We start from the raw sequence: 21,552 nt of genomic DNA, 5'->3' as shown, positions 1-21,552 counted from the left end.
ATTATCCTTTTGCGAGGTTTGAAAGGAAGGTGGTTTTAAGCTATTAAACTGCTGTTTTTTGGGTTTTCCGAGGAAAAGGGCAAAACGAGTGTAATCGGTTTGCTGACTAAGTGTAATGATGAACGCTAAACTTCTAACTAATCCTCGCAGAAAATTTCCGGAATGAAATAAGCCGGCAGTTGATAGAGTAGAAATGGGAGGGGCCTGAGCTTGGGTGACTCCACAATTAAATCGTACAGAGGGGGAAAACATTTGAAAAAGTCTAAATTTTCAGTACTATCATTGTTTTTAGCCATGATACTGGTATTGGCCGCGTGTAATGGAGGATCGAAGGAAACTTCGAAAGAAAAAGAGGAAGGCACTAATAAATCCACTGAACCAAAGGTGTTAAATCTGAATAACTCATCCGAACCTGGATCACTACACCCTGCTAAAGCACAAGGAACTCATGATTCTTGGATTCTAAATCATACCTTTGAGGGGTTGACTAAGAAGACCGAGGAAGGCGAAATCGTTCCAGCGGTTGCAGAATCATGGGAGACTAGTGATGATGGTAAAACTTTGACATTTAAATTAAAAGATGGTTTAAAGTGGTCGAATGGAGATCCCATTACCGCCAATGACTTTGAATATGCATGGAAATATGCTTTGAATCCTGACACTGCGGCTGACTATGCTTACCAACTTTATTACCTTAAAGGGGGAGAAGCGTACAACGCGAAAAAAGGCAAGGAAGAGGATGTTGGTGTAAAGGCTACGGATGATCTTACATTAGAAGTTACATTAGAAGAGCCTACTCCATATTTCTTGGACTTAACATCATTCTATGCATTTTTCCCAATCAATAAAAAAGTCCAAGAAGAAAATCCTGAATGGGCTCAAGAGGGAGAGACGCATGTCTCGAACGGACCATTCAAATTAACAGAATGGAAACATAAAGAGAGCATTAAAATCGAGAAGAACGAAAATTATTATGATAAAGATCAAGTTAAATTGGATGCTGTAAATTTCGCTCTAATTGAAGACGAAAATACAGCATGGCAAATGTATGAGAATGGTGAACTTGACCTGGCATATCCATTACCAGTGGACAAACAAGGCCAGCTGGTTAACTCTGGAGATAAAGAATTCCAAAATGGTCCAGAACTTGCCGTTTACTATTACAACTTAAATACTAAAGTGAAACCATTCAATAATATTAAAGTCAGAAAAGCTTTATCCATGGCCATTGACCGTAAAATGATCACGGATAATGTTACTCAAGGTGGCCAACAGCCAGCCTATGGTATCGTTCCTCCTGGTATTCCTGATGCCACTGGTGATTTCCAGGAAAATACAGGAAACCTTTTTGAAGAAAATGTAGATGAAGCTAAAAAGTTATTAAAAGAGGGCCTTGCAGAAGAGGGTATGAAAAAAATGCCTGATTTCTCCATTTTATTTAACACATTAGATGCCCATAAGAAAATTGCCGAAGCTGTTCAAGAAATGTGGCGTAAAAATTTAGGTGTTGAAGTCAAATTGGAAAATGCTGAATTCCAGGTTAAATTAGACCGTGAAAAAGCGGGAGATTTCCAAATTTCACGTGCTGGCTGGGTTGGTGATTATGTCGATCCAATGACATTCATGCTTTGGGAGACTGATGGCGCTTATAATGATGCAGATTGGTCTAACAAGGAATACGACAAGTATCTTAAGGAATCAAAAACTGCATTGAAACCGGAAGATCGCATGCCTATTCTACACAAGGCTGAAAAAGTATTAATTGATGAAATGCCGATTATCCCGATTTACTTCTATACTAAACCATACATGGTTAAATCGAATGTTACAGGAATTTATGCACCAATCAACGAATATCCGAACTTTATTTACGCAGACAAAAAATAAAGGCACGATAGTGATGGGAGGTATGTCCTTATTCGGACATACCCCATTTTTCAGTTGAAAATTTCATGAATTCATTTCTGCTTTAAACTTCTATGAAAACGAGAATTGAGGTGATTACCATGTTGAGATATACGATGAATCGATTAAAATGGGCAATTATAACTTTATGGGCGGTCATTACAATCACTTTTATCATTATGCATTCCATACCAGGAAATCCTTTTGCTAAAGAAGGGACAATGCCTCCTGCAGTATATGAAAATCTACAAGCCCATTATGGATTGGACAAACCACTATTAGCCCAATATGGAAATTATTTATTGGAAGTGCTTCGATTTGATTTTGGTCCTTCCTTAAAATCTTCATCCATTTCCGTGAATGACTATATTGTGAACGGGTTCCCAGTATCTTTACATTTAGGTGCGCAAGCGTTGGCCATTGCCGTTTTCTTTGGTCTGATTCTAGGTGTAGTGGCTTCCTTATATCGAAATAAAATACCTGATTATCTATCAATGATCATTGCGATTGTTGGTATATCAGTGCCGAACTTTATCTTAGCTACAGTGCTGATTAATTATCTCGCTATAGAATTCAAAGTGTTTCCAGTTGCTACATGGGCGACTTGGAAACATACGATTTTACCTTCTATCGCCCTGTCCATGATGCCACTGGCCTTTATTGCAAGGTTAATGCGGACGAGCATGCTGGAAGTCATGGGTCAGGACTACATATTGACCGCTAAGGCCAAAGGCTTGAAAAGAAGTAGCATTATTATCAAACATGCGATTCGAAATGCCATCTTACCTGTCATTACGATTCTTGGCATTCTGACGGCCAACATTGTAACGGGAAGTTTCATTATTGAGCGCATTTTTGGAATTCCGGGGATGGGAGAGATGTTTGTAAAAGGAATCTTCAATCGGGATTACCCGGTTATTCTTGGTTCCACAATAGTGTATAGTGCAGTGCTTGTCATATTGATTTTCATAGTGGATGTAGCCTATACGTTGATTGACCCGAGAATTAAAGTGACGGGGGAGAGTAAATAATGGCAGAAAAAGTGCATTTAACCGAAGAAATGTTCTCGCCCGCAGAAGATAATTTTAAGGAAGCGGAAAAAATATCAAGGCCAACCATATCATTTTGGTCTGATGTATGGCGAAGGTTTAAGCAAAATAAGCTGGCCATGGCAGGTTTTGTTCTAATTGTCCTATTAGTGTTTATGGCTATTTTCGGGCCCTACATGAATGGATATTCATATTACGAACAAGATTTTGCAAAAAAGAATCTTAGACCAAACGCTGAACATTGGTTCGGTACGGATACAGCCGGAAGAGATCTATTTACGAGAGCCTGGTATGGGGCGAGGATATCCTTATTTATAGGATTGATGGCTGCTCTTATCGATTTTATAATCGGTGTCATTTATGGTGGGATTTCAGCTATACGTGGTGGGCGCACGGATAATTTAATGATGCGGTTTGCCGAAGTCATCTATGCCATTCCATATTTACTGATGGTCATTTTAATGATGGTAGTTTTAGATCCTGGTATATTACCAATTATCATCGCAATGACGATCACAGGCTGGATCCCAATGGCTCGATTGGTCCGGGGCCAGGTATTACAGCTAAAGGAAAATGAATATGTCCATGCAGCCACTATCTCTGGTGCCAATACGAATTGGACATTAAGGAAACATATGATTCCCAATACAATGGGACCTATTTTAGTGAATTTAACATTGACCGTTCCTACTGCAATTTTTGCCGAGGCGACGTTGAGCTTTTTAGGGCTAGGTGTGCCAGCTCCTCAAGCTAGTTGGGGTACCCTTACAAGTGATGCTTTGGGAAGTATTTTAGTCGGTAATTTCTATCAGCTTTTAATCCCAGCCATCCTTATTTCGGTGACGATGTTTGCCTTCAATGTAGTGGGTGATGGGCTTCAGGATGCACTGGATCCAAAGCTTAGAAAATAATAAAGTCCTAAACATAAAGATATTGAAACTAGAATAGGAGGGACGTTAATGGGGAAATTGTTAGAGGTCAATGATCTGCACATCACCTTCCATACGTATGCGGGTAAAGTGCAGGCTGTCCGAGGTGTGGACTTCCAGGTGGAAAAAGGGGAAGCCATTGGGATTGTAGGAGAGTCTGGGTGCGGAAAAAGCGTAACGGCAAAGTCCATAATGAAATTGTTGGAAACACCACCGGCACAGTATGAAAAAGGATCGATACTATTTAATGGAAAAGATCTCGTTAAAGCCAATGAAAAGGAAATGCAGAAAATTCGAGGCAATGACATCAGTATGATATTTCAAGATCCGATGACTTCGCTTAACCCGACAACCAAGATAGGCACTCAAATCATGGAGTCTATTTTAAAACATAAAGAAATCTCTCGTAAAGATGCGTATGAAAGGGCCTTAGATACTTTAAAGTTGGTGGGCATCCCACAACCGGAAAAAAGGATGCAACAATATCCGCATGAGTTTTCGGGGGGGATGCGTCAGCGGGCAATGATCGCGATAGCCCTGGCCTGTGATCCACAATTATTAATTGCTGACGAGCCAACAACTGCATTGGATGTAACGATTCAAGCACAAATCTTAGAACTTATGAAAGATATTCAGCGAAGGATGGATACTTCTATTATCCTTATAACACATGATTTAGGTGTTGTTGCAGAAACCTGCGACCGAGTAATAGTAATGTATGCGGGCACGGTTGTGGAGACTGGAACGGTAGAAGCGATATTTGCAAATCCACAGCATCCCTATACAAAGGGTCTTCTCAAAACCGTGCCAAGGCTAGATATGGAAAAAACGGATCCTTTGATTCCAATCATTGGGTCTCCTCCCGATTTATTAGATCCACCAAAGGGCTGCCCCTTTTATCCAAGATGTGAATATGCAATGAAAGTATGCAAAGACCATAACCCGGAACTTGAAGAGGTGGAAGTGGGACAGACGGCAGCATGCTGGCTTCATCATCCGATGGCAAAAGCAACAAGGGATCAATCTACGACTACGGTATAAAGGAGGAGAGTCATGGTTTCACTGAAAAATGAGTCATTAAAAGAAAAAGATCTCAGCAAAAGGTCTACTCTTGTTGAAATAAAAAATTTAAAGAAGTATTTTCCTATCGGTTCCGATTCGTTGAAAGCTGTTGATGGACTGGACCTTACGATATTTGAGGGGGAGACTGTTGGTCTTGTTGGGGAGAGCGGCTGTGGTAAATCCACGGCAGGACGTACAATCACACGACTATATGAGCCGACAGATGGAGAAGTCCTTTTTCAAGGGAAAAATATTTTTGATTATAAACAGGGGGAAATGTCGAAAGTCCGTCGAGAAATCCAAATGATTTTCCAAGATCCGTATGCATCGCTAAACCCTCGTATGAAAGTAGAGGAACTAATAGGAGAACCTCTTGCCATTCATGGGATTTTAAAAGGTAAAGAAAAAAAGAAGAGAGTAGAAGACTTGCTAAAGCTGGTTGGACTAAATCCTGAACATATCAGTCGGTTCCCACATGAATTCAGTGGCGGACAACGTCAGCGAATCGGGATTGCAAGGGCGTTAGCGCTAAATCCAAAATTCATTGTGTGTGATGAACCCATATCAGCTCTTGATGTATCCATCCAAGCCCAAGTAGTAAATTTACTCAAAGAATTGCAGAAGGAGATGGGGTTGACCTATTTATTCATCGCACACGATTTATCAATGGTAAAGTATATCTCAGACCGTATTTTAGTTATGTACTTAGGTAGGATGATGGAACTTTCGGATAGTGATTCTCTTACTAAGGATCCGCTACATCCTTATACACAAGCATTACTATCTGCTGTACCCATTCCAGATCCTACAGTTAAAAGGGAACGGATTGCTTTGAAAGGTGATGTACCTAGTCCAATCAATCCGCCGAGCGGGTGTGTATTCCGTACACGTTGCCCAAAAGCCATGGAAGTGTGTTCCAGTGCCATACCAGAATGGAAAGAACAAAAGCCAGGGCACTTCGTTGCTTGCCATTTATACTGGTGAATCAAATAGTAAGACCGGTTGGCTTTTCTGCAACTGGTCTTTTTTACATCCAAGGGAGGAATCTCAACTAAATAAACAGAAAAGATTAAGGACTCTTATACTTAATTCTATCATTTTGGAAATCAAACATATAAAATGTAATTATATGTAAAAATATTATTCGGTGTCTTTATGCTCTGTGAGATAAGGAGGAATAAAAATGTATTCTACAATAAAAGCTGAAATTGTTGATCATGTTATGATAATTACACTCAATCGCCCTGAAAGAATGAATGCTTTTAATGAAAAAATGTGTCAAGAGCTGATTCAAGTCTTTGATAAAGCGGATGAAAATGATGAAGTACGGGCGATTATAATGACCGGTGCCGGAAAAGGGTATTGTTCTGGTATGGATTTGGAAAAAGGCGTAGAAACATTTATGGACCATACTCCTTTAGTGGAATATCGAGATGCTGGTGGGGTCTTGTCATTACGAATATTTGATATGAAAAAACCAATTATTGCTGCAATCAATGGTTCTGCTATCGGGATTGGAATCACTATGACTTTACCAATGGATATCCGGCTTGCTTCATCTGATGCGGAAATGAGCTTTGATTTTGCAAAGCGGGGAATTACGATGGAGGCGTGCAGTGGATGGTTCCTGCCAAGACTCGTGGGCATGGGTAAGGCAACTGAATGGGTGTTTACCGGTAGAATGATTTCCGCACGAGAAGCGTATGAAGCAAGATTAGTAAACGAAGTTGTCGAGCCTGATCAGTTGATGGCTACAGCCATGAAAATTGCCAATGAGATAGCGGTAAATACCTCTTCTATTTCTGTTACATTATCTAGGCAGCTAATGTGGACGATGCTGGGGGCCAATCATCCCCATGAATCACATAAAATTGAATCTAAGATGCTCCATTGGACTGGGAAACAAGCGGATGCACAAGAAGGGATTGGAGCTTATCTGGAAAATCGGAAAGCAAAATTTACGATGAAGAGCAGTACGGATATGCCACCGTTCTATCCATGGGGTGTCGAATGAATAGGAGCAATTTCGATAATATAATGAAGTAAACAGGCTTGTTATTGTACTTTTCGGAATAATTAGGGTTTCCGTTCTTAGTGTGTTATACTTTGGTTACCATTTACTAAACTTGTTTCGTGTACCCCGTCAATTTGATGGGTTTTTTTTCTATAAAAAACAACAACAAAAATGGACTCTACGAGTAGAGTCCATTATATATGATGGATATTATTATGCTTTTTGAACGTTAGTAGCTTGGGGTCCACGTTGACCTTGCTCAACTTCAAAAGTAACTGATTGACCTTCGTCTAATGATTTGAAGCCTTCGCTTTGAATAGCTGAGAAATGTACGAATACATCGTCTCCGTTTTCGCGTTCGATGAAGCCGAATCCTTTTTCTGCGTTAAACCATTTTACTTTACCTTGTTCCATTTTTGTTGCCTCCTAGTGTGAATCCACACATTGTGTTACTACCCTTGCTCAATTTTCAGAAGGAAAGTGTTTCACTTATCAATCTTCAAGAACAAAAATAATTCTTTTTAAGAATAACAGATACTGTCGGATTTTGCAATGGATATAGTATTGATCCTTTTATTTACATGGTAAATCCCGTCAATAACCTTTTTTATAATTTAATAAATTGATTTCAGGGCTTTCGCCAGAAAGGTAGTTCTTTAAATTCGGTATAAAGATTTCTTCAATTAGACGTTGATTGTAAAATTCAGTATTTCCTGAAGTGTGTGGAGTCATGATGACATTATCCATCTCCCATAATCGGCTAGTTTCTGGAAGTGGTTCAGTTTCAAATACATCAAGCCCCGCACCGGCAATCTGATGAGCGTCAAGGGCTTGTATCAATTCGGTTTCAATTACGATTGGACCACGACCAACATTAATGAAGAAAGCAGAGGACTTCATCGAGTTGAACTCATCTGTGCCGAACATATTCCTTGTTTTAGAGGTTAGAGGTAAAGTGACGATTACGTAATCACATTTAGGAAGAACATCTTGTAATTGGTCCTGTTTGAACATTTCATCCACGAATTCTTCTGGCCTACCTGACTGGCGAACTCCGATGACCGTCATCCCGAAGGCTTTGGCAATCTTCGCCGTTTCTTTACCAATTTTCCCAACCCCTATGATTCCGATAGTCTTATTGTGAATTTCCTGTTTCATATGAGCGTGATGCCAGTTTTTTTTCTGTTGTTGTTTAACATACGTATCAATTTTTCTAGTGAAAGCAAGGAGTAAGCCGAAAATAGTTTCAGAAATAGGGTAGGCATGAACTCCATTTGCTGTCGTAATCTGAACATGATCTTTTTCAAGGATATCCAGTGGCAAAGCATTTACTCCTGCACTCCATGTCTGTACCCATTTTAAATTTTTTCCTTCCCCTTGTATAATGGGTTGCTTCATTTCTGCTTTCCAACCTGCAATTATTTCAGCTTCATGAATATGATTCTTCCATATCGCTGGATTTCTCCCTATTATAATATTCCACTCCGGAATCAACTCTTTAATTTGATTCAACAACTGTTCATTCAAGTCCTGGCTTATAATGATTTTCCGCTTATTCATTTAAATCCTCCCATCTAATTCACTTTTCTGAATTATACGTAAACTTCTTTGGGAATACAATGATAGTGCCTTTTATAGGCTATTTATATGTGAGGGAAATTTGAAGAGGAGATAAAAACTTTGATATTCACCATGATGGTTTATCACAGCGAACAAAATGTTTAAATATTCAATCGTTTACTATACAAAACGTCTAATGTAAAAAATCCGTTTAAAAAATATAATGAAAACAAGAAATATCTTTCGGATGGAATCAGAGGTCAAGAATGAAAAAGTGGGATCCAGCAACCGTAAAGAAAAAAGCGATTTATGGCTAAATACTCATACGAAATAGGGGTCGAAACATATCAGGTTCGACCTTTCTTTATAGAATAGAAAGGGGTGCAGAGGATTATGCAAGTTAAAAAAGAATTGAAGGATTTACAACAAATGGACGAAAAGTATATTTGGCATAATATGAAAGGTGCTGGACCAAATCCAGGAACGATGGTAGTTGAAAAAGGTAAAGGAGCTTGGATTACTGATATTGATGGAAATCGTTATCTGGATGGAATGTCTGGTTTATGGTGTGTCAATGTAGGATATGGAAGGGAAGAACTTGCTGAAGCAGCTTATGAACAGTTAAAGGAACTTCCCTATTCTCCTTTAACGAATAGTCATATTCCAGCTATTAAACTGGCAGAAAAATTGAATGATTGGCTCGGCGGTGATTATGTAATTTTCTTTTCCAACAGTGGTTCAGAAGCGAATGAAGCAGCATTTAAGATTGCAAGGCAGTATCATCAGCAAAAAGGGGAACATGGCCGTTATAAATTCATTTCTCGTTACAGGTCCTATCATGGGAATACAATGGGGGCGTTGGCAGCAACAGGTCAGGCACAGAGAAAATATAAATACGAACCGCTTGCTCCAGGTTTTCTTCATGTGGCGCCTCCTGATTCATATCGAAATCCAGAGGACGAAAGTGGAGAGAAAAGTGCCTCTGAAATTGAACGTGCCATCACATGGGAATTGAGTGAAACTGTTGCTGCAGTTATTATGGAACCAATCATTACAGGTGGAGGTATTCTTATGCCTCCAGAGGGGTATATGAAGAAGGTTAAAGATATTTGCGATAAAAATGGCGTTTTGCTGATTTCAGATGAGGTGATTTGTGGTTTTGGTCGTACGGGTAAGAAGTTCGGTTTTATGAATTATGATGTACAGCCGGATATCATTACAATGGCAAAAGGGATTACAAGTGCCTATCTTCCTTTATCCGCAACGGCTGTCAAACGGGAAATATATGAGGCATATGTAGGTACAGAAGATTATGACCGTTTTCGGCATGTAAATACATTCGGTGGTAACCCTGCTTCTTGCGCACTCGCCTTAAAAAATATGGAAATCTATGAAAAAGAAAATTTGATTGAACGCTCGAAAGAACTAGGCCTTCGCCTTTTGCAGGATTTAGATGAAATGAAATCCCACCCTAATGTTGGTGACGTACGTGGTAAAGGCTTGTTAGTCGGAATTGAACTTGTAGAAGATAAGCAAACGAAAAAACCGATTGAATTATCCAAAATTAATAAAATTATTGCTTCTTGCAAGGAAAATGGATTGATCATCGGAAAAAATGGCGATACGGTAGCAGGTTTTAATAATGTATTGACACTAGCACCCCCGTTAAGTATCACCGAAGAGGATTATTCTTTCATCGTAACAACCTTAAAGCGAACTTTAGCTGAGTTTTAAAGATAGAAACGGAAATGTATTAAGGCGGAACAGAAGATATCTCATTCTGTTCTTTCTTTTTGTTTATTAGCCATTGGAAATGATATACTATAAAAAATATTTTGTTGTTTAAGGGTGCTTAGCGTTAAGTTAGCTCTCTTGTAAAGTAAAGAGATACAGGCCATTTTTCTTTATTAAATTGATAGTTTGATAGCACTTCATTTGAATGGAAGGGGCTATCAACTTTTTTGGTTTAAAAAAATGGTCTTTTTGGTACATAATAAAAGTATGTAGACAAGAACTAGAAAAATGATTAACTCTCAGAAGAGGTGTGGTTCATGAACAATGAAGAAATAACGAAAAAATTAACTTTACATACGCCTGTTATTTTAGGCAGTGGGGACTTTGCAAAATATGCAGTTTTAGTACCGCTTATCGAAAAGGAGGATGGCATACACGTCCTGTTTGAAGAGCGCTCACATCAATTGAGAAGGCAACCGGGGGATATTTGTTTTCCTGGTGGAAGAATTGATCATCTTGATATGGATGAGCAGACGGCTGCCCTTCGTGAAACGTACGAAGAACTAGGTGTGGCAAAAGAGGATATATATAATGTATTTCCAATCGATTATCTTGTATCCCCTTTTGGGATGATTGTGTACCCATATGTGGGATTTATCCGAGGTGATCAACCATTGGCACCCAACCCATCTGAAGTCGAAACGGTCTTTACTGTTCCACTTTCGTTTTTCATGGAAAAGCCCCCAGAGATATATCATGTGAATTTTAAAGTCGAGCCATTAGAAAACTTTCCACACGATTTAGTTGTTGGTGGAGAGAATTATAAATGGCAACCAAGACAGACGAAAGAATATTTCTACCAATATGAAGGCCGTGTCATTTGGGGAATGACGGCAACCATACTTACCCACTTTATTAAAATTCTACGTTAGACCCTTCTAAAGCACCTTTTCTTTGTCAGTAAATCCAAATAAACTATATATATGGTAAAAAACGGTTTTTGATGAAGAGGGGGATGAGGGATGAGATACACGATGAGACGATTGGAAATTGAACGAGAACAATCTATAGCAGAGCTTAAAAAATATAAAGTGAGCCATGAGTACTATGATGAAATAAAAGATTTGAAAAGTCGGGAAATTTATTATCTTGGCGGTCCCTGGACTAGGGAACACTTAAACTCCTTGTTAAGAAGTTCTCATGTAAACCAGCCGAGTTACTCACCCCATCGTTTTTTATATCCATGGGTTGATCTTCAGGAAGATGGAAAGCTGAAAAGCTTGTATTCCGGTAAAGGTATGGATCCTGTCGAAGTCATAGAAGCAGATATTCGAGTTCTTGAACTGTTAACGAAAGGAAGTCAATCCTTTGAGGTTAATAGTATGTCTCTTAATTGTGAACATGTCGTTCCTCAATCATGGTTTAGAAAAAAAGAACCAATGATGGGGGACTTACATCATTTATTTGCCTGTGAGCCAACTTGTAATAGTAGCCGCGGGAATTCCCCTTATCATGACTTTGTGGACTATTCCCCAGAACCTCAAGTACGAGGGATAAAAGCCGGATGTGGCAAAGCTGAAAAAGGAAAATTTGAGCCTGAATATGGAAAAGGAATCGTAGCGAGGGCCACTTTGTATTTTTTACTGCGATATGAAGGGATTATTGATCAAGAGAATATCGATATCAATCTATTATTGGACTGGCATCATCGTTTTCCGGTTAACTTATATGAAAAACATCGTAATCAGGCCATATTCGAAGTACAAGGGAATCGCAACCCATTTATCGATTTCCCCGAAATGGCAGGTGAGTGGACTTAAAAAGACGTTTGTTTTGCGAACTAAAATATGTATGGACATGAGGTTAGGGTCTCTCTTGAATGTTATATTGAAAGAAGCCTACAGGATAATGAACTCAAAAAGGATTGAGCAGCTTCCACTGCCTCAATCCTTTTATTTTTTATATGGTATGAAAAGGGTTTAAAGAAACTTCACGCAAACTGGGAATGGAACTTGGATATCTTTTTGAAGTAACGTTAATTTACCATTTATATCATTTCGAGAAAACAACGTCAAGGTCCCTGATTCCTCATTAGAGGCAACAAGGAACTTCCCACTAGGATCAAGGGCGAAGTCACGTGGCCAGTGTCCTTCTGTTGAAACTAATTCAACCAAGGTTAGTTTTCCGGTTTTTTTATCGGTTTGGAAGACAGCGATGCTATCATGCCCACGATTTGCTGCATAAACGAACTCCCCATCCGCAGATATGTGAATCGCACTTCCTTGATTGTTTTCACGGAAATTTTCTGGGACTGTCCGGATGGTTTGCAATTCTGAAAAACTTCCATTTTGGGAATCGTACGCCAATACAATGACTTCAGGTGCAAGTTCTGTCATAACATAAGCGATTTTTCCATTAGGGTGGAAGGTTAGGTGTCTTGGCCCGCTTCCAGGGGTGACTGCCAAACTATTAACTTTTTCCAATACTCCATTATGTATTCCATATGTGTTTATTTGATCGATTCCAAGATCAACTACGGCAATGTATTTTTCATCAGGTGAAAAGCCTGCATAATGTGCATGTGCCTTTTCCTGACGCTCTTTGTTAGGTCCCATTCCGGTATGGCGTATCGTGGATGATACTGAAGCAGGTGTTGCGTCGGGGTTAAGTTTGTAAGCTTCGATAATCCCATCTCCGTAATTGGCTGTGACCAAAACATTTTTTTTGCTATCGATACTAATGTGGCAATAGGATCCATTAGGAGTTAGCTCCTTACCTAAGTAAGTAAGATCACCTGATCCTTCATCAATAGAGTATGCAGCAACACCTCCGCTGCCGGCCTCTTTTAAGATGGCGTACAAATGTTGTTTGTCTTCACTAATCGTTACATAAGTAGGATCCTTTAATTCAGCAGCAAGGACGGGCGTTGTAATCTTCCCTTCGTTACTATCAAGTGTGAAACGATAAATGCCTTTACTGTCTCCTTTCGTATAAGTACCGATGTATCCGGTAAAGGTTTGTTTCGGATTTTCCATATTGATTCCCTCCTAGAAAGATAATGAGTTTATTTTAACATACGATGAACTCATATATCTTTCCCCGAATTTAATGGAGTTGAATCTTAATTAACAATAAAATTTTGCTGAAACAGAAAAAGGTACTCGTTTACTGAAGATTTTATATGGTTTCGATTTTTTTAGATGTACTGGCTTGGTTTGATATATGTTGAAATGATGAAACTAAAAATAAGCCTTGTGTTGTTAATTTAATTTCAGGTATAACGGGAAGCGCTAAAAAAGCAAGCGTCAGGAATGGATTAAAGTGTCTGTTGGCACCAATCTTCAATAACGCGTGATTCATTTCCTTTAAGTTGTGTAAAACTTCCGCATACGTCCCTGTACTCATTAGTCCAGCAATCGGAAGAGGTAGGGAGGCAAGAGTTTTACCATCTTGGATAATGACTAATCCTCCCTGCATTTTTTTTATTTCCTCAGCAGCTACCAGCATATCCTGGTCATTCGTACCAGCGATAATTAAGTTGTGCGAGTCATGAGAAACCGTTGTGGCGATTGCACCTGATTGTAGGCCAAGACCCTTGACGATTCCAAGGCCGATTTTTTTTGTCTTTTGATGCCGTTCTATAACAGCAAGCTTTACGTGATCCATGGAGGGGGAAAATTGAAATAGGCCATTTTGATTGAGAGCGACCGGTTCGATTATATGTTTAGTAACTAGACTGTTCGGTATGATTTCAATAAGGTTGGCAAGGGCATTGTGTAACGTTATATGAAAATCTATATCTGACAAATCTTGAAGGTGTACCGTCTGTGTTAATTCTTCCTCCAACTTGTTTTTCGGGGCTTCAGGGAAGTTCACTAACTGGCCATCTTTAGAAACTAGTTTGCCATCTTTAAAAACGGATTGAATTTGGATGGATTGGAGATCTTCGAATAATAGAAAGTCGGCTTTATATCCAGGTGCAATGGCACCATGTTCTCTTAACCCGAAGCATTCGGCGGCATTTATTGTTGCCATCTGAATCGCGGTCAGAGCGGGGATTTCTTCTTCTATGGCAATTCTGACATTGTGGTCAATGCTACCTTCAGTTACAAGATCATCTAGGTGGCGATCATCGGTGACGAATAAACAACGGCGGGAATTTTGTTCAGTAACGGCAGGGAGCAGATTTCGTAAGTCTTTTGCTACAGTTCCCTCCCGAATCATAAGATACATTCCTTTCCGTAGTCGGTCTCTTGCTTCCTTTGCGGTGGTGCATTCGTGATCGGTTTGGATACCGGCAGCCATATATACATTGAGTTGCTGTTCAGTAAGTCCGGCAGCGTGACCATCAATCTTTTTTTCATTCTTGTATGCATCGATGATTTTTTGAATCATATCTTCATCTGCATTGGATACGGCTGGGAAGTTCATCACTTCAGCTAAACCAAGCACCCGCGGATTTTTGTAAAAAGAATATAAGTCTTCACTTTTTAAAACAGCGCCCGCATCCTCGAAGTCAGTTGCCGGAACACAAGATGGCATCATAAAGTAAAAGTCGAAAGGGAGGTGATCCGATTGTTCAATCATATATTGTATCCCTTTCCTTCCTGATACATTGGCGATCTCGTGTGGGTCCGCCACGACGCAAGTTACTCCATGTAAAAGTAGAACTTTGGCCAGTTCAGAAGGCCGTACCATGGATGATTCAATATGAACATGTCCGTCGATAAATGTAGGTGATACGTATTTACCTGCGGCATTTATTTCAGAGATTCCCTCGTAATTCCCAATACCTGCAATATAACCATCTACTATAGCAACGTCGCCAGTATAAATTTCCCCATTGAATACATCAATGATTTTCCCATTTTTAATGACGTAATCAGCAGGTATTCTACCTGCTGCAACGTCCATTCTCTTTTTCATTAAGTGTGATTTCAAAGAGACCTCCTCCTCATCTGGACTTAGGCTTATTGTCAGTATTCCACTTTAACTGCTTGAGATTCCCATGTGCGGAATGGTAAATCATGGTCGGTGAAATCTATACGATGCATGGCGATGGAGCGGTTTTCCATTGGGATCGCAAGCTCTTGATAAATAAAATCGTCATCAAACCCGATTTGAGCTGCATCTTGTTTTGTACAAGAATAATAGATTGCTTTAGGTCGTGCCCAATAAAGAGCACCAATACACATCGGGCAGGGCTCACAACTAGTATAGATTTCACAATCTGTAAGCTGAAAGCTGTTCAGGTTTTTACAAGCATCGCGAATAGCTTGGATTTCAGCATGTGCAGTGGGGTCAAGCGCCGTAGTGACATTATTACAGCCTCTTCCTATAATGACCCCATCTTTTACGATCACGGCTCCGAAAGGACCACCGTTTTGTTTCTTCACATTTTCAGTAGCCAGTTGCACTGCCATTTCCATGAATTTTATATTCATCTAAAACACCCCTCCGACTTATATTTAAAAGCTGTGTTATATTACATAACATGAAATTTATATATAATATAACATATTTAGGAAATCGTTGAACGCATTTTTGAAAATAATTTTTTAAATCATTCATTCTTGAGAAATTTATTATGGAAGAAATAATAAGGGAGGTAAAAAGGATTTTGTATTGCGAGTCATCTCGGTAAAATCGTGAATTCATCAACTTCTCCATTTTAGTTTTTTTAAAAGTTGTCCATCCCCGTTTACATTTATACTTTTTTGAAACTTAATGAAAATTTGTTCGTAGAATAAATGTAAGTAAATTTAAGGAAGAGGTGTTTTTATATGGAAAAAAGGTTGGGAGATTTAAATCAGGAGCAGATAAAGGGTCCTTCTTTGTTTGGAATGATTACAAGTCCTGTGGAACAATTCGAAAGAATCAAAAGCAAGCCAAAGATTTGGGTTCCAATGCTATTGATCACTTTACTTTTTTTAATTGGTACATATTTTTTAAGTCTATCATTAGACATCAATGAATTAATTGGGGAAGAAGTTCCTTCAGGGCAAGTTGAAATTGTTAAGATGGTTACTTTGGTTACCATGGTTATTACCGGTGTTCTTTCACCAGTGGTATCGGTTCTAATTTCCAGTGCTGTTTTGCTAGCAGTGGCTAAAATCGCAAATTCAGAAGTGAGTTTTAAACAAATATTTTCAATGAAGACGTTTATTTATTTAATCACAGCTATAGGACTTTTTTTAAACGGACTTATACGTTTGCTGATTGGTGGAAATCCTGAAGTGTATGTTACGAGTTTGGCAGGTTTACTGAACTCGGATTCTAAGATTTTGGGAGTCTTTGAGGTCTTTACCATCTGGGCCACTGTTTTGATGGCCATTGGTCTAAATAAAGTGGCGAACCTCTCTAAGGGAGTAGCTGTGACGATAGCTATTATTTTTTTCCTATTTCAAATAGGTATGGCGTTCATCGGTAGTTTATTCTCGGGAATTAGTGGCATGTAATGAAAAAGAAATGGATCATTATAGGAGTCAGTCTACTTATTGTAATAATGGTCACTGTTAGCGTTTACCGGCAGGTTTTGGCTAAAGGACCATCGGTCTCGGTGATAGTTCCCAAAATGGAGGATATTTCTTCCACCATCATGATTCCAGGTAGTGTAGCGATGGAAAATCAACAGACGGTTTATTTCTCCACAGAAAAGGGAGAACTTAAAAAGGTTGAAGTCAAAGAAGGTCAGAAAGTGAAAAAAGGTGATCTTCTGCTGACTTATGAAAATCCTCAGTTAGAATCTGAATTAGAACAAAACAACCTATCAAAAGAATCTGCTTATTTGAAAATCAATCAGTTAAAAAGGCAGAAGGAACAACTTGAAGAAAAGGAAAAACAACTAAGTAAACAAGTTGGGGATGATAGAGCAGAAGAACAATTAAATCCAGAATTCGATCAAATTGATACGGATACAAAATTAGCAGATATTGAGTTGAAACAGGTGCTTTTGAAGGAAAAACAGTTGAATGAACAGATACAGGATCTGAAAGTGGAGAGTAAGGTGGATGGTGTCGTGCTCACCGTAAGTAAACAGGGAGAGTCCTTAGCTGTAACAGGTACGGCTGAACCTCTTATCCAAATCGGCAATCTTGGTAACTTGCTAGTTTCAGGAGTTCTTTCTGAATACGACACATTGAAAATAAAGAAAGGGCAAAGTGTGAGTTTTAGTTCTGATGCCGTTGAGGATGAGAAGTGGAAAGGGGAAATTGTGAATATACATTCCCTTCCTCAGAAAACAGATCTCAGTCAAGGGAATTCCCAGGCTGTCCAATATCCAGTAACGGCTAAACTAATAAGTGAAACGGATGTTTTAAAGCCTGGTTTTCAGCTTTTTATGGAAATTGAAACAGATAAAAAGAAGGCACTTGTGCTTCCAATGGATGCGATTATCGATGAGGGTGAACGGATGTTCGTCTATATGGTGGACGGGAAATCCGTAAAAAAGAAAGAAATAAAGCCTGGTATCATTTCCAGTGAAAAAATCGAAGTAATCAAAGGCATAAACAAAAACGACCGAGTTGTTATCGATCCTTCAGACAAGATTGAAGAAGGAATGGAAGTGACGGTTGAATGATCGAGTTAAAAGGAATAACAAAAACGTATCAATTAGGTAAAGAGGATGTACATGTGTTGAAAAACGTGAATGTCTCCATTGAAAATGGAGAGTTCGTTGCGATTATGGGACCTTCAGGCTCGGGAAAGTCCACATTGATGAATATAATCGGATGTTTAGATCAAGCAACAACTGGAGAGTATTGGCTTTCGGGCCAAAATATCTCTGGTTATTCAGAAGACGAATTGGCTAGGGTTCGAAATACATCCATAGGATTCGTTTTTCAACAATTTCAATTATTACCAAGACTAGTAGCTTGGAAAAATGTTGAGTTACCGATGATTTATGCCGGCGTTTCAAAAAAAGAACGTCAATTCCGTTCAGAAGAAGCATTAAAGAAGGTGGGACTTGAAGACCGAATGAGTCATCTACCGAATGCTCTTTCTGGAGGGCAAAAACAGCGTGTTGCTATTGCACGCTCTATTGTCACACAACCCCAATTAATTTTAGCGGATGAACCAACTGGTGCACTAGATTCAATCACGAGTGTGGCAATAATGGAACAATTCAGGAAGTTGAATGAAGAGGGAGTCACAATTGTTGTGGTAACACATGAAGCCGAAATTGCCGAATACTCTTCTAGGACCATATTTGTACGCGACGGTGAAATTCTTCCTGCTACCCTCATAGAAAGAGGGGAGGATTAATGAGTGTATTCGAAAATGTCACGATGGCTTTGAGTTCTCTAAAAGCTCATAAATTGCGTTCTATGTTAACGATGTTGGGCATCATAATTGGAGTAGCCGCTGTCATTATCGTAGTTGCAATAGGGCAAGGTGGGGAAGCGATGCTGAAATCGGAAATTGTAGGTCCGGGTAATACGGTTGAATTATTTTATCAGCCCTCAGAGGAAGAAATGCAGTCGAATCCGAATATTATCTATGAAGCTGCTTTTAATCAGGAAGATATCCGAATACTTGAAAATCTTAACGGTGTTAAACGGGTGGCTGCTTCAAGTTCAGAGTTTACAAAAGTTAGCCACAAACAAGAATCCATCGATAGTTCTGTGGTAGGCATAAATGATGCCTTTCTGGATTTAAATAGACTTAATGTGGCCAGTGGAAGAAATTTCACTTCTGCTGACTTTTTGGGTGGAGCGCGAGTTGCCATTGCAAGCCATACGATGCAAGAGGATTTATTTGATGGAAAATCACCAATTGGACAAGTCATTCGGATTGGAACGCAACCCGTTGAAATTATTGGAGTAATGGAAAAATCAACAGGGCTCCTTGCTTTTGATACAGTGCAATTGTATATGCCATCTAATGCATGGAAAACGGTCTTCAGTAAAAATGATGTGACCTCTATTCTGTTGCAGGCAGAAAATACTGATCAATTGAACACTATCGGTAAAAAAGCCTCTGCCAAACTTAATTCTATTCACAATGCAGGGGAATCATATCAAGTTATAAATATGGAAGAAATCGCTTCGGCAATTGGTCAAATTACCAGGATCATGACTTTGATAATCGGTTCTGTTGCAGGCATTTCGCTTGTCGTGGGGGGGATTGGTGTAATGAATATCATGCTTGTATCCGTTACGGAACGGACTAAAGAGATTGGCATTCGTTTGGCGCTAGGAGCCACAAGGAGACAGATACTAACTCAATTTTTAATTGAATCGATCATCTTAACACTGATTGGTGGATTGTTGGGCATCGTTTTAGGGTGGATCGTTGTCACACTAATTTCTCTTTTTGCGGGGCTTCCCTCTCTTATTTCTTGGCAGGTTGTCCTTGGCGGTGTAGCCTTTTCCATGACAATAGGCATTGTTTTCGGAATTTTACCGGCGAATAAGGCTTCCAAAATGAATCCGATTGAATCCTTGCGATATGAATAAGCATCTCGAAACTTGTACGTACTTGAGTACAGGTTTTTTTTCTTCTTTTCTCCTATCATGCTATTATTATGGTATACAATTATACCGGTAGGCTAACCTCCGTGTTGCACATGAATTGAAAAAACAACAAAACGTTTGTAATTGAAGGTAGTAACATAGTTTTTAGTTCTATTTTCTTTGCAGTAGATAAAACGTAATAAATCGAAAAAATATTTTTAAGATTTTGGGGGCGATTGTGTGATGAAGACTATACGACAACTAGATAACCTTAATGAAATAGATAGTATTCTTAAGCAAATGGTTCGAAATTCTTATGAAGAGGCAAGGGAAGAAGGAGAATTGTTATGTATGGAATGTGGAGACGTAGATTTATATATTGCAGCTTCGAACCATGCACGGCTACAGGATGCGATTAATATGAATTTTCGAATTGATGAGTCCGGTGAAATCATCGAACACGAAGAATATCAGCAACTTATGGATGAGCTTTCTGAGTACTTTCTGGAATTACATAAGGATAGTGAATTATTTGATTTCTTTCCTGCGGGTTCTTATGAAGTCAAAGGTGATGAGCGAGAGTCTGAAACAGATATGCTAGGTCCAAAGGGTTTATTTTCAGCACCATTTGAGGATTCTATTATAAAGGAATAAATGGTGAGAACAAGGAATCTGAAGGGGTATAAAAAGGAGAGGCAGAAACGATTTATTATTTCTGCCTCTTCTTTTTCCATTACTTTACTAGAAAAAGATCTATTTAGAGCAGCACTCCTTCATTTAGTCTAAAAACGTGTTGTTCTGTACGAAATATGATAAAATTCGACTTTATTAAAAATGAATAAGGTAGAAAAAATAACAAATATAAGTTTTTATGGAAATTATATGAAGAATTGGATATAATAAAAAGTGTTATAGTAAATGAATTTTTATAGAATTAATAGTTTGATATAACTTTCAGAAGAGTTCTCTCTTAAGAAAATTATACATAGGTATAGAATGAAGTAAACTAAGATGGCCGGTATCAAAATTATTGCATTTTTCGCATTTTAATTCAGATTATTTGGACTGTTTTTGTTTTTTGAAAAATGTTGCAGGCTAGGGAGGATTAGTTATGATAGTTTTTGATCAGGTTAATAAGTATTTTGGTGATTTTCATGTATTGAAAGATATTAATCTAACAATTAATAAGGGAGAAGTGGTCGTAGTAATCGGTCCATCTGGATCAGGAAAAAGTACGCTTCTTCGTTGTATTAATCGCTTAGAAACGATATCGGAAGGTTCACTGTCCATCAATGAGATGAATGTTGCGGATAAAAAAACAGACATTAATAAGTTGCGCCAAAACATCGGTATGGTTTTCCAACATTTTCATCTTTACCCTCATAAAACCGTATTGGAAAATATTATGTTGGCACCTAAGAAGGTTTTAGGACAAACGAATGCGCAAGCGGAAAAAATTGCCCAAAAGTATTTGGAAAAAGTCGGGATCTCGGATAAGGCGAATTCTTATCCTTCACAGCTTTCCGGTGGACAGCAGCAACGTGTTGCCATTGCCAGAGGACTGGCAATGGGACCGGAAATCATGTTGTTTGATGAACCTACCTCAGCCTTGGATCCAGAAATGATTGGCGAGGTACTTGATGTGATGAAAAAGCTTGCTCTAGAAGGAATGACGATGGTCGTGGTCACACACGAAATGGGATTTGCCCGTGAAGTGGCGGACCGAATCGTATTCATGGATGAGGGCAGGATTTTGGAGGAGGCAATACCGGCTGATTTTTACGAAAACCCTCACGAAGAGAGGGCGCGTCTATTTCTCAGCCGTATATTAAATCATTAAATAA

At 39.0% G+C, this 21,552-nt stretch carries 20 protein-coding genes; 15 read left to right on the top strand and 5 right to left on the bottom strand.

Going from position 1 to position 21,552, the window contains the following annotated elements:
• Nucleotides 1–252 precede the first annotated feature (252 nt).
• From AC503W_RS10555 to AC503W_RS10530, 6 genes are all read left to right on the top strand, one after another.
• Entirely contained in the window at nucleotides 253–1,887 is a 1,635-nt protein-coding gene (locus AC503W_RS10555) for a peptide ABC transporter substrate-binding protein (RefSeq protein ID WP_427650520.1), read from the top strand.
• Nucleotides 1,888–2,006: 119 nt separating this feature from the next.
• Entirely contained in the window at nucleotides 2,007–2,936 is a 930-nt protein-coding gene (locus AC503W_RS10550) for an ABC transporter permease (protein ID WP_402869855.1), read from the top strand.
• A complete protein-coding gene (locus AC503W_RS10545; RefSeq protein WP_402868667.1) occupies nucleotides 2,936–3,865 on the top strand; it encodes an ABC transporter permease in 930 nt (309 codons plus the stop codon). The genes AC503W_RS10550 and AC503W_RS10545 overlap by 1 nt, the downstream gene beginning before the upstream one ends.
• 48 nt (nucleotides 3,866–3,913) lie before the next feature.
• Entirely contained in the window at nucleotides 3,914–4,924 is a 1,011-nt protein-coding gene (locus AC503W_RS10540; RefSeq protein WP_402868665.1) for an ABC transporter ATP-binding protein, read from the top strand.
• Nucleotides 4,925–4,936: 12 nt separating this feature from the next.
• Nucleotides 4,937–5,929 (top strand): ABC transporter ATP-binding protein, encoded by a 993-nt coding sequence (locus tag AC503W_RS10535; protein WP_494914117.1) that lies wholly within the window; start codon nucleotides 4,937–4,939, stop codon nucleotides 5,927–5,929.
• Nucleotides 5,930–6,128: 199 nt separating this feature from the next.
• Nucleotides 6,129–6,959, top strand: coding sequence for an enoyl-CoA hydratase-related protein (locus AC503W_RS10530; protein ID WP_402868662.1), 831 nt, complete (start codon nucleotides 6,129–6,131; stop codon nucleotides 6,957–6,959).
• A 213-nt stretch (nucleotides 6,960–7,172) separates the two neighbouring features.
• On the opposite strand, the gene AC503W_RS10525 is transcribed toward AC503W_RS10530, so the two are convergent.
• Entirely contained in the window at nucleotides 7,173–7,373 is a 201-nt protein-coding gene (locus AC503W_RS10525) for a cold-shock protein (RefSeq protein WP_071349777.1), read from the bottom strand.
• Between the two features lie 180 nt (nucleotides 7,374–7,553).
• A complete protein-coding gene (locus AC503W_RS10520; protein ID WP_494914115.1) occupies nucleotides 7,554–8,519 on the bottom strand; it encodes a D-2-hydroxyacid dehydrogenase in 966 nt (321 codons plus the stop codon).
• Between the two features lie 393 nt (nucleotides 8,520–8,912).
• Between AC503W_RS10520 and AC503W_RS10515 the strand changes: the two genes are divergently transcribed.
• The 3 genes from AC503W_RS10515 to AC503W_RS10505 all read left to right on the top strand — a co-directional run bounded on the left by AC503W_RS10515 (nucleotide 8,913) and on the right by AC503W_RS10505 (nucleotide 12,073).
• Nucleotides 8,913–10,253, top strand: a complete 1,341-nt coding sequence (locus tag AC503W_RS10515) for an aspartate aminotransferase family protein (RefSeq protein ID WP_407406770.1) — start codon at nucleotides 8,913–8,915, stop codon at nucleotides 10,251–10,253.
• A gap of 317 nt (nucleotides 10,254–10,570) precedes the next feature.
• Nucleotides 10,571–11,185 carry an NUDIX hydrolase gene (locus AC503W_RS10510; RefSeq protein WP_402868655.1) on the top strand — a complete coding sequence of 205 codons (615 nt, stop codon included), beginning with the start codon at nucleotides 10,571–10,573 and terminating at the stop codon, nucleotides 11,183–11,185.
• 90 nt (nucleotides 11,186–11,275) lie between these two features.
• Nucleotides 11,276–12,073, top strand: coding sequence for an endonuclease I family protein (locus AC503W_RS10505; RefSeq protein ID WP_494914114.1), 798 nt, complete (start codon nucleotides 11,276–11,278; stop codon nucleotides 12,071–12,073).
• Nucleotides 12,074–12,232: 159 nt separating this feature from the next.
• On the opposite strand, the gene AC503W_RS10500 is transcribed toward AC503W_RS10505, so the two are convergent.
• The 3 genes from AC503W_RS10500 to AC503W_RS10490 form a co-directional block, all read right to left on the bottom strand.
• The gene (locus AC503W_RS10500) at nucleotides 12,233–13,294 is read right to left on the bottom strand and encodes a lactonase family protein (protein WP_402869853.1); all 1,062 of its coding nucleotides are present in this window, start codon (nucleotides 13,292–13,294) and stop codon (nucleotides 12,233–12,235) included.
• Between the two features lie 136 nt (nucleotides 13,295–13,430).
• Complete coding sequence (gene ade / locus AC503W_RS10495; protein WP_427687075.1) at nucleotides 13,431–15,194, bottom strand: adenine deaminase; 1,764 nt, start codon at nucleotides 15,192–15,194, stop codon at nucleotides 13,431–13,433.
• Between the two features lie 35 nt (nucleotides 15,195–15,229).
• Entirely contained in the window at nucleotides 15,230–15,697 is a 468-nt protein-coding gene (locus AC503W_RS10490; protein WP_402958745.1) for a nucleoside deaminase, read from the bottom strand.
• Nucleotides 15,698–16,036: 339 nt separating this feature from the next.
• Between AC503W_RS10490 and yknW the strand changes: the two genes are divergently transcribed.
• The 6 genes from yknW to AC503W_RS10460 all read left to right on the top strand — a co-directional run bounded on the left by yknW (nucleotide 16,037) and on the right by AC503W_RS10460 (nucleotide 21,548).
• Nucleotides 16,037–16,711: a YknW family membrane protein gene (gene yknW / locus AC503W_RS10485; protein ID WP_402988510.1), complete on the top strand. Its 675-nt coding sequence runs from the start codon at nucleotides 16,037–16,039 to the stop codon at nucleotides 16,709–16,711.
• Entirely contained in the window at nucleotides 16,711–17,832 is a 1,122-nt protein-coding gene (locus AC503W_RS10480) for an efflux RND transporter periplasmic adaptor subunit (RefSeq protein ID WP_427687077.1), read from the top strand. Before yknW ends, AC503W_RS10480 begins: the two co-directional genes overlap by 1 nt.
• Nucleotides 17,829–18,518 (top strand): ABC transporter ATP-binding protein, encoded by a 690-nt coding sequence (locus AC503W_RS10475; RefSeq protein ID WP_427687079.1) that lies wholly within the window; start codon nucleotides 17,829–17,831, stop codon nucleotides 18,516–18,518. Before AC503W_RS10480 ends, AC503W_RS10475 begins: the two co-directional genes overlap by 4 nt.
• A complete protein-coding gene (locus AC503W_RS10470) occupies nucleotides 18,518–19,711 on the top strand; it encodes an ABC transporter permease (protein WP_427687081.1) in 1,194 nt (397 codons plus the stop codon). Before AC503W_RS10475 ends, AC503W_RS10470 begins: the two co-directional genes overlap by 1 nt.
• Nucleotides 19,712–19,951: 240 nt before the next feature.
• Nucleotides 19,952–20,362 carry a hypothetical protein gene (locus tag AC503W_RS10465; protein WP_402869851.1) on the top strand — a complete coding sequence of 137 codons (411 nt, stop codon included), beginning with the start codon at nucleotides 19,952–19,954 and terminating at the stop codon, nucleotides 20,360–20,362.
• 457 nt (nucleotides 20,363–20,819) lie between these two features.
• Nucleotides 20,820–21,548: an amino acid ABC transporter ATP-binding protein gene (locus AC503W_RS10460; RefSeq protein WP_402868643.1), complete on the top strand. Its 729-nt coding sequence runs from the start codon at nucleotides 20,820–20,822 to the stop codon at nucleotides 21,546–21,548.
• Nucleotides 21,549–21,552 lie beyond the last annotated feature (4 nt).

Source organism: Peribacillus suis (assembly GCF_059384845.1).
This window is presented reverse-complemented; position numbering and strand designations above follow the sequence as displayed.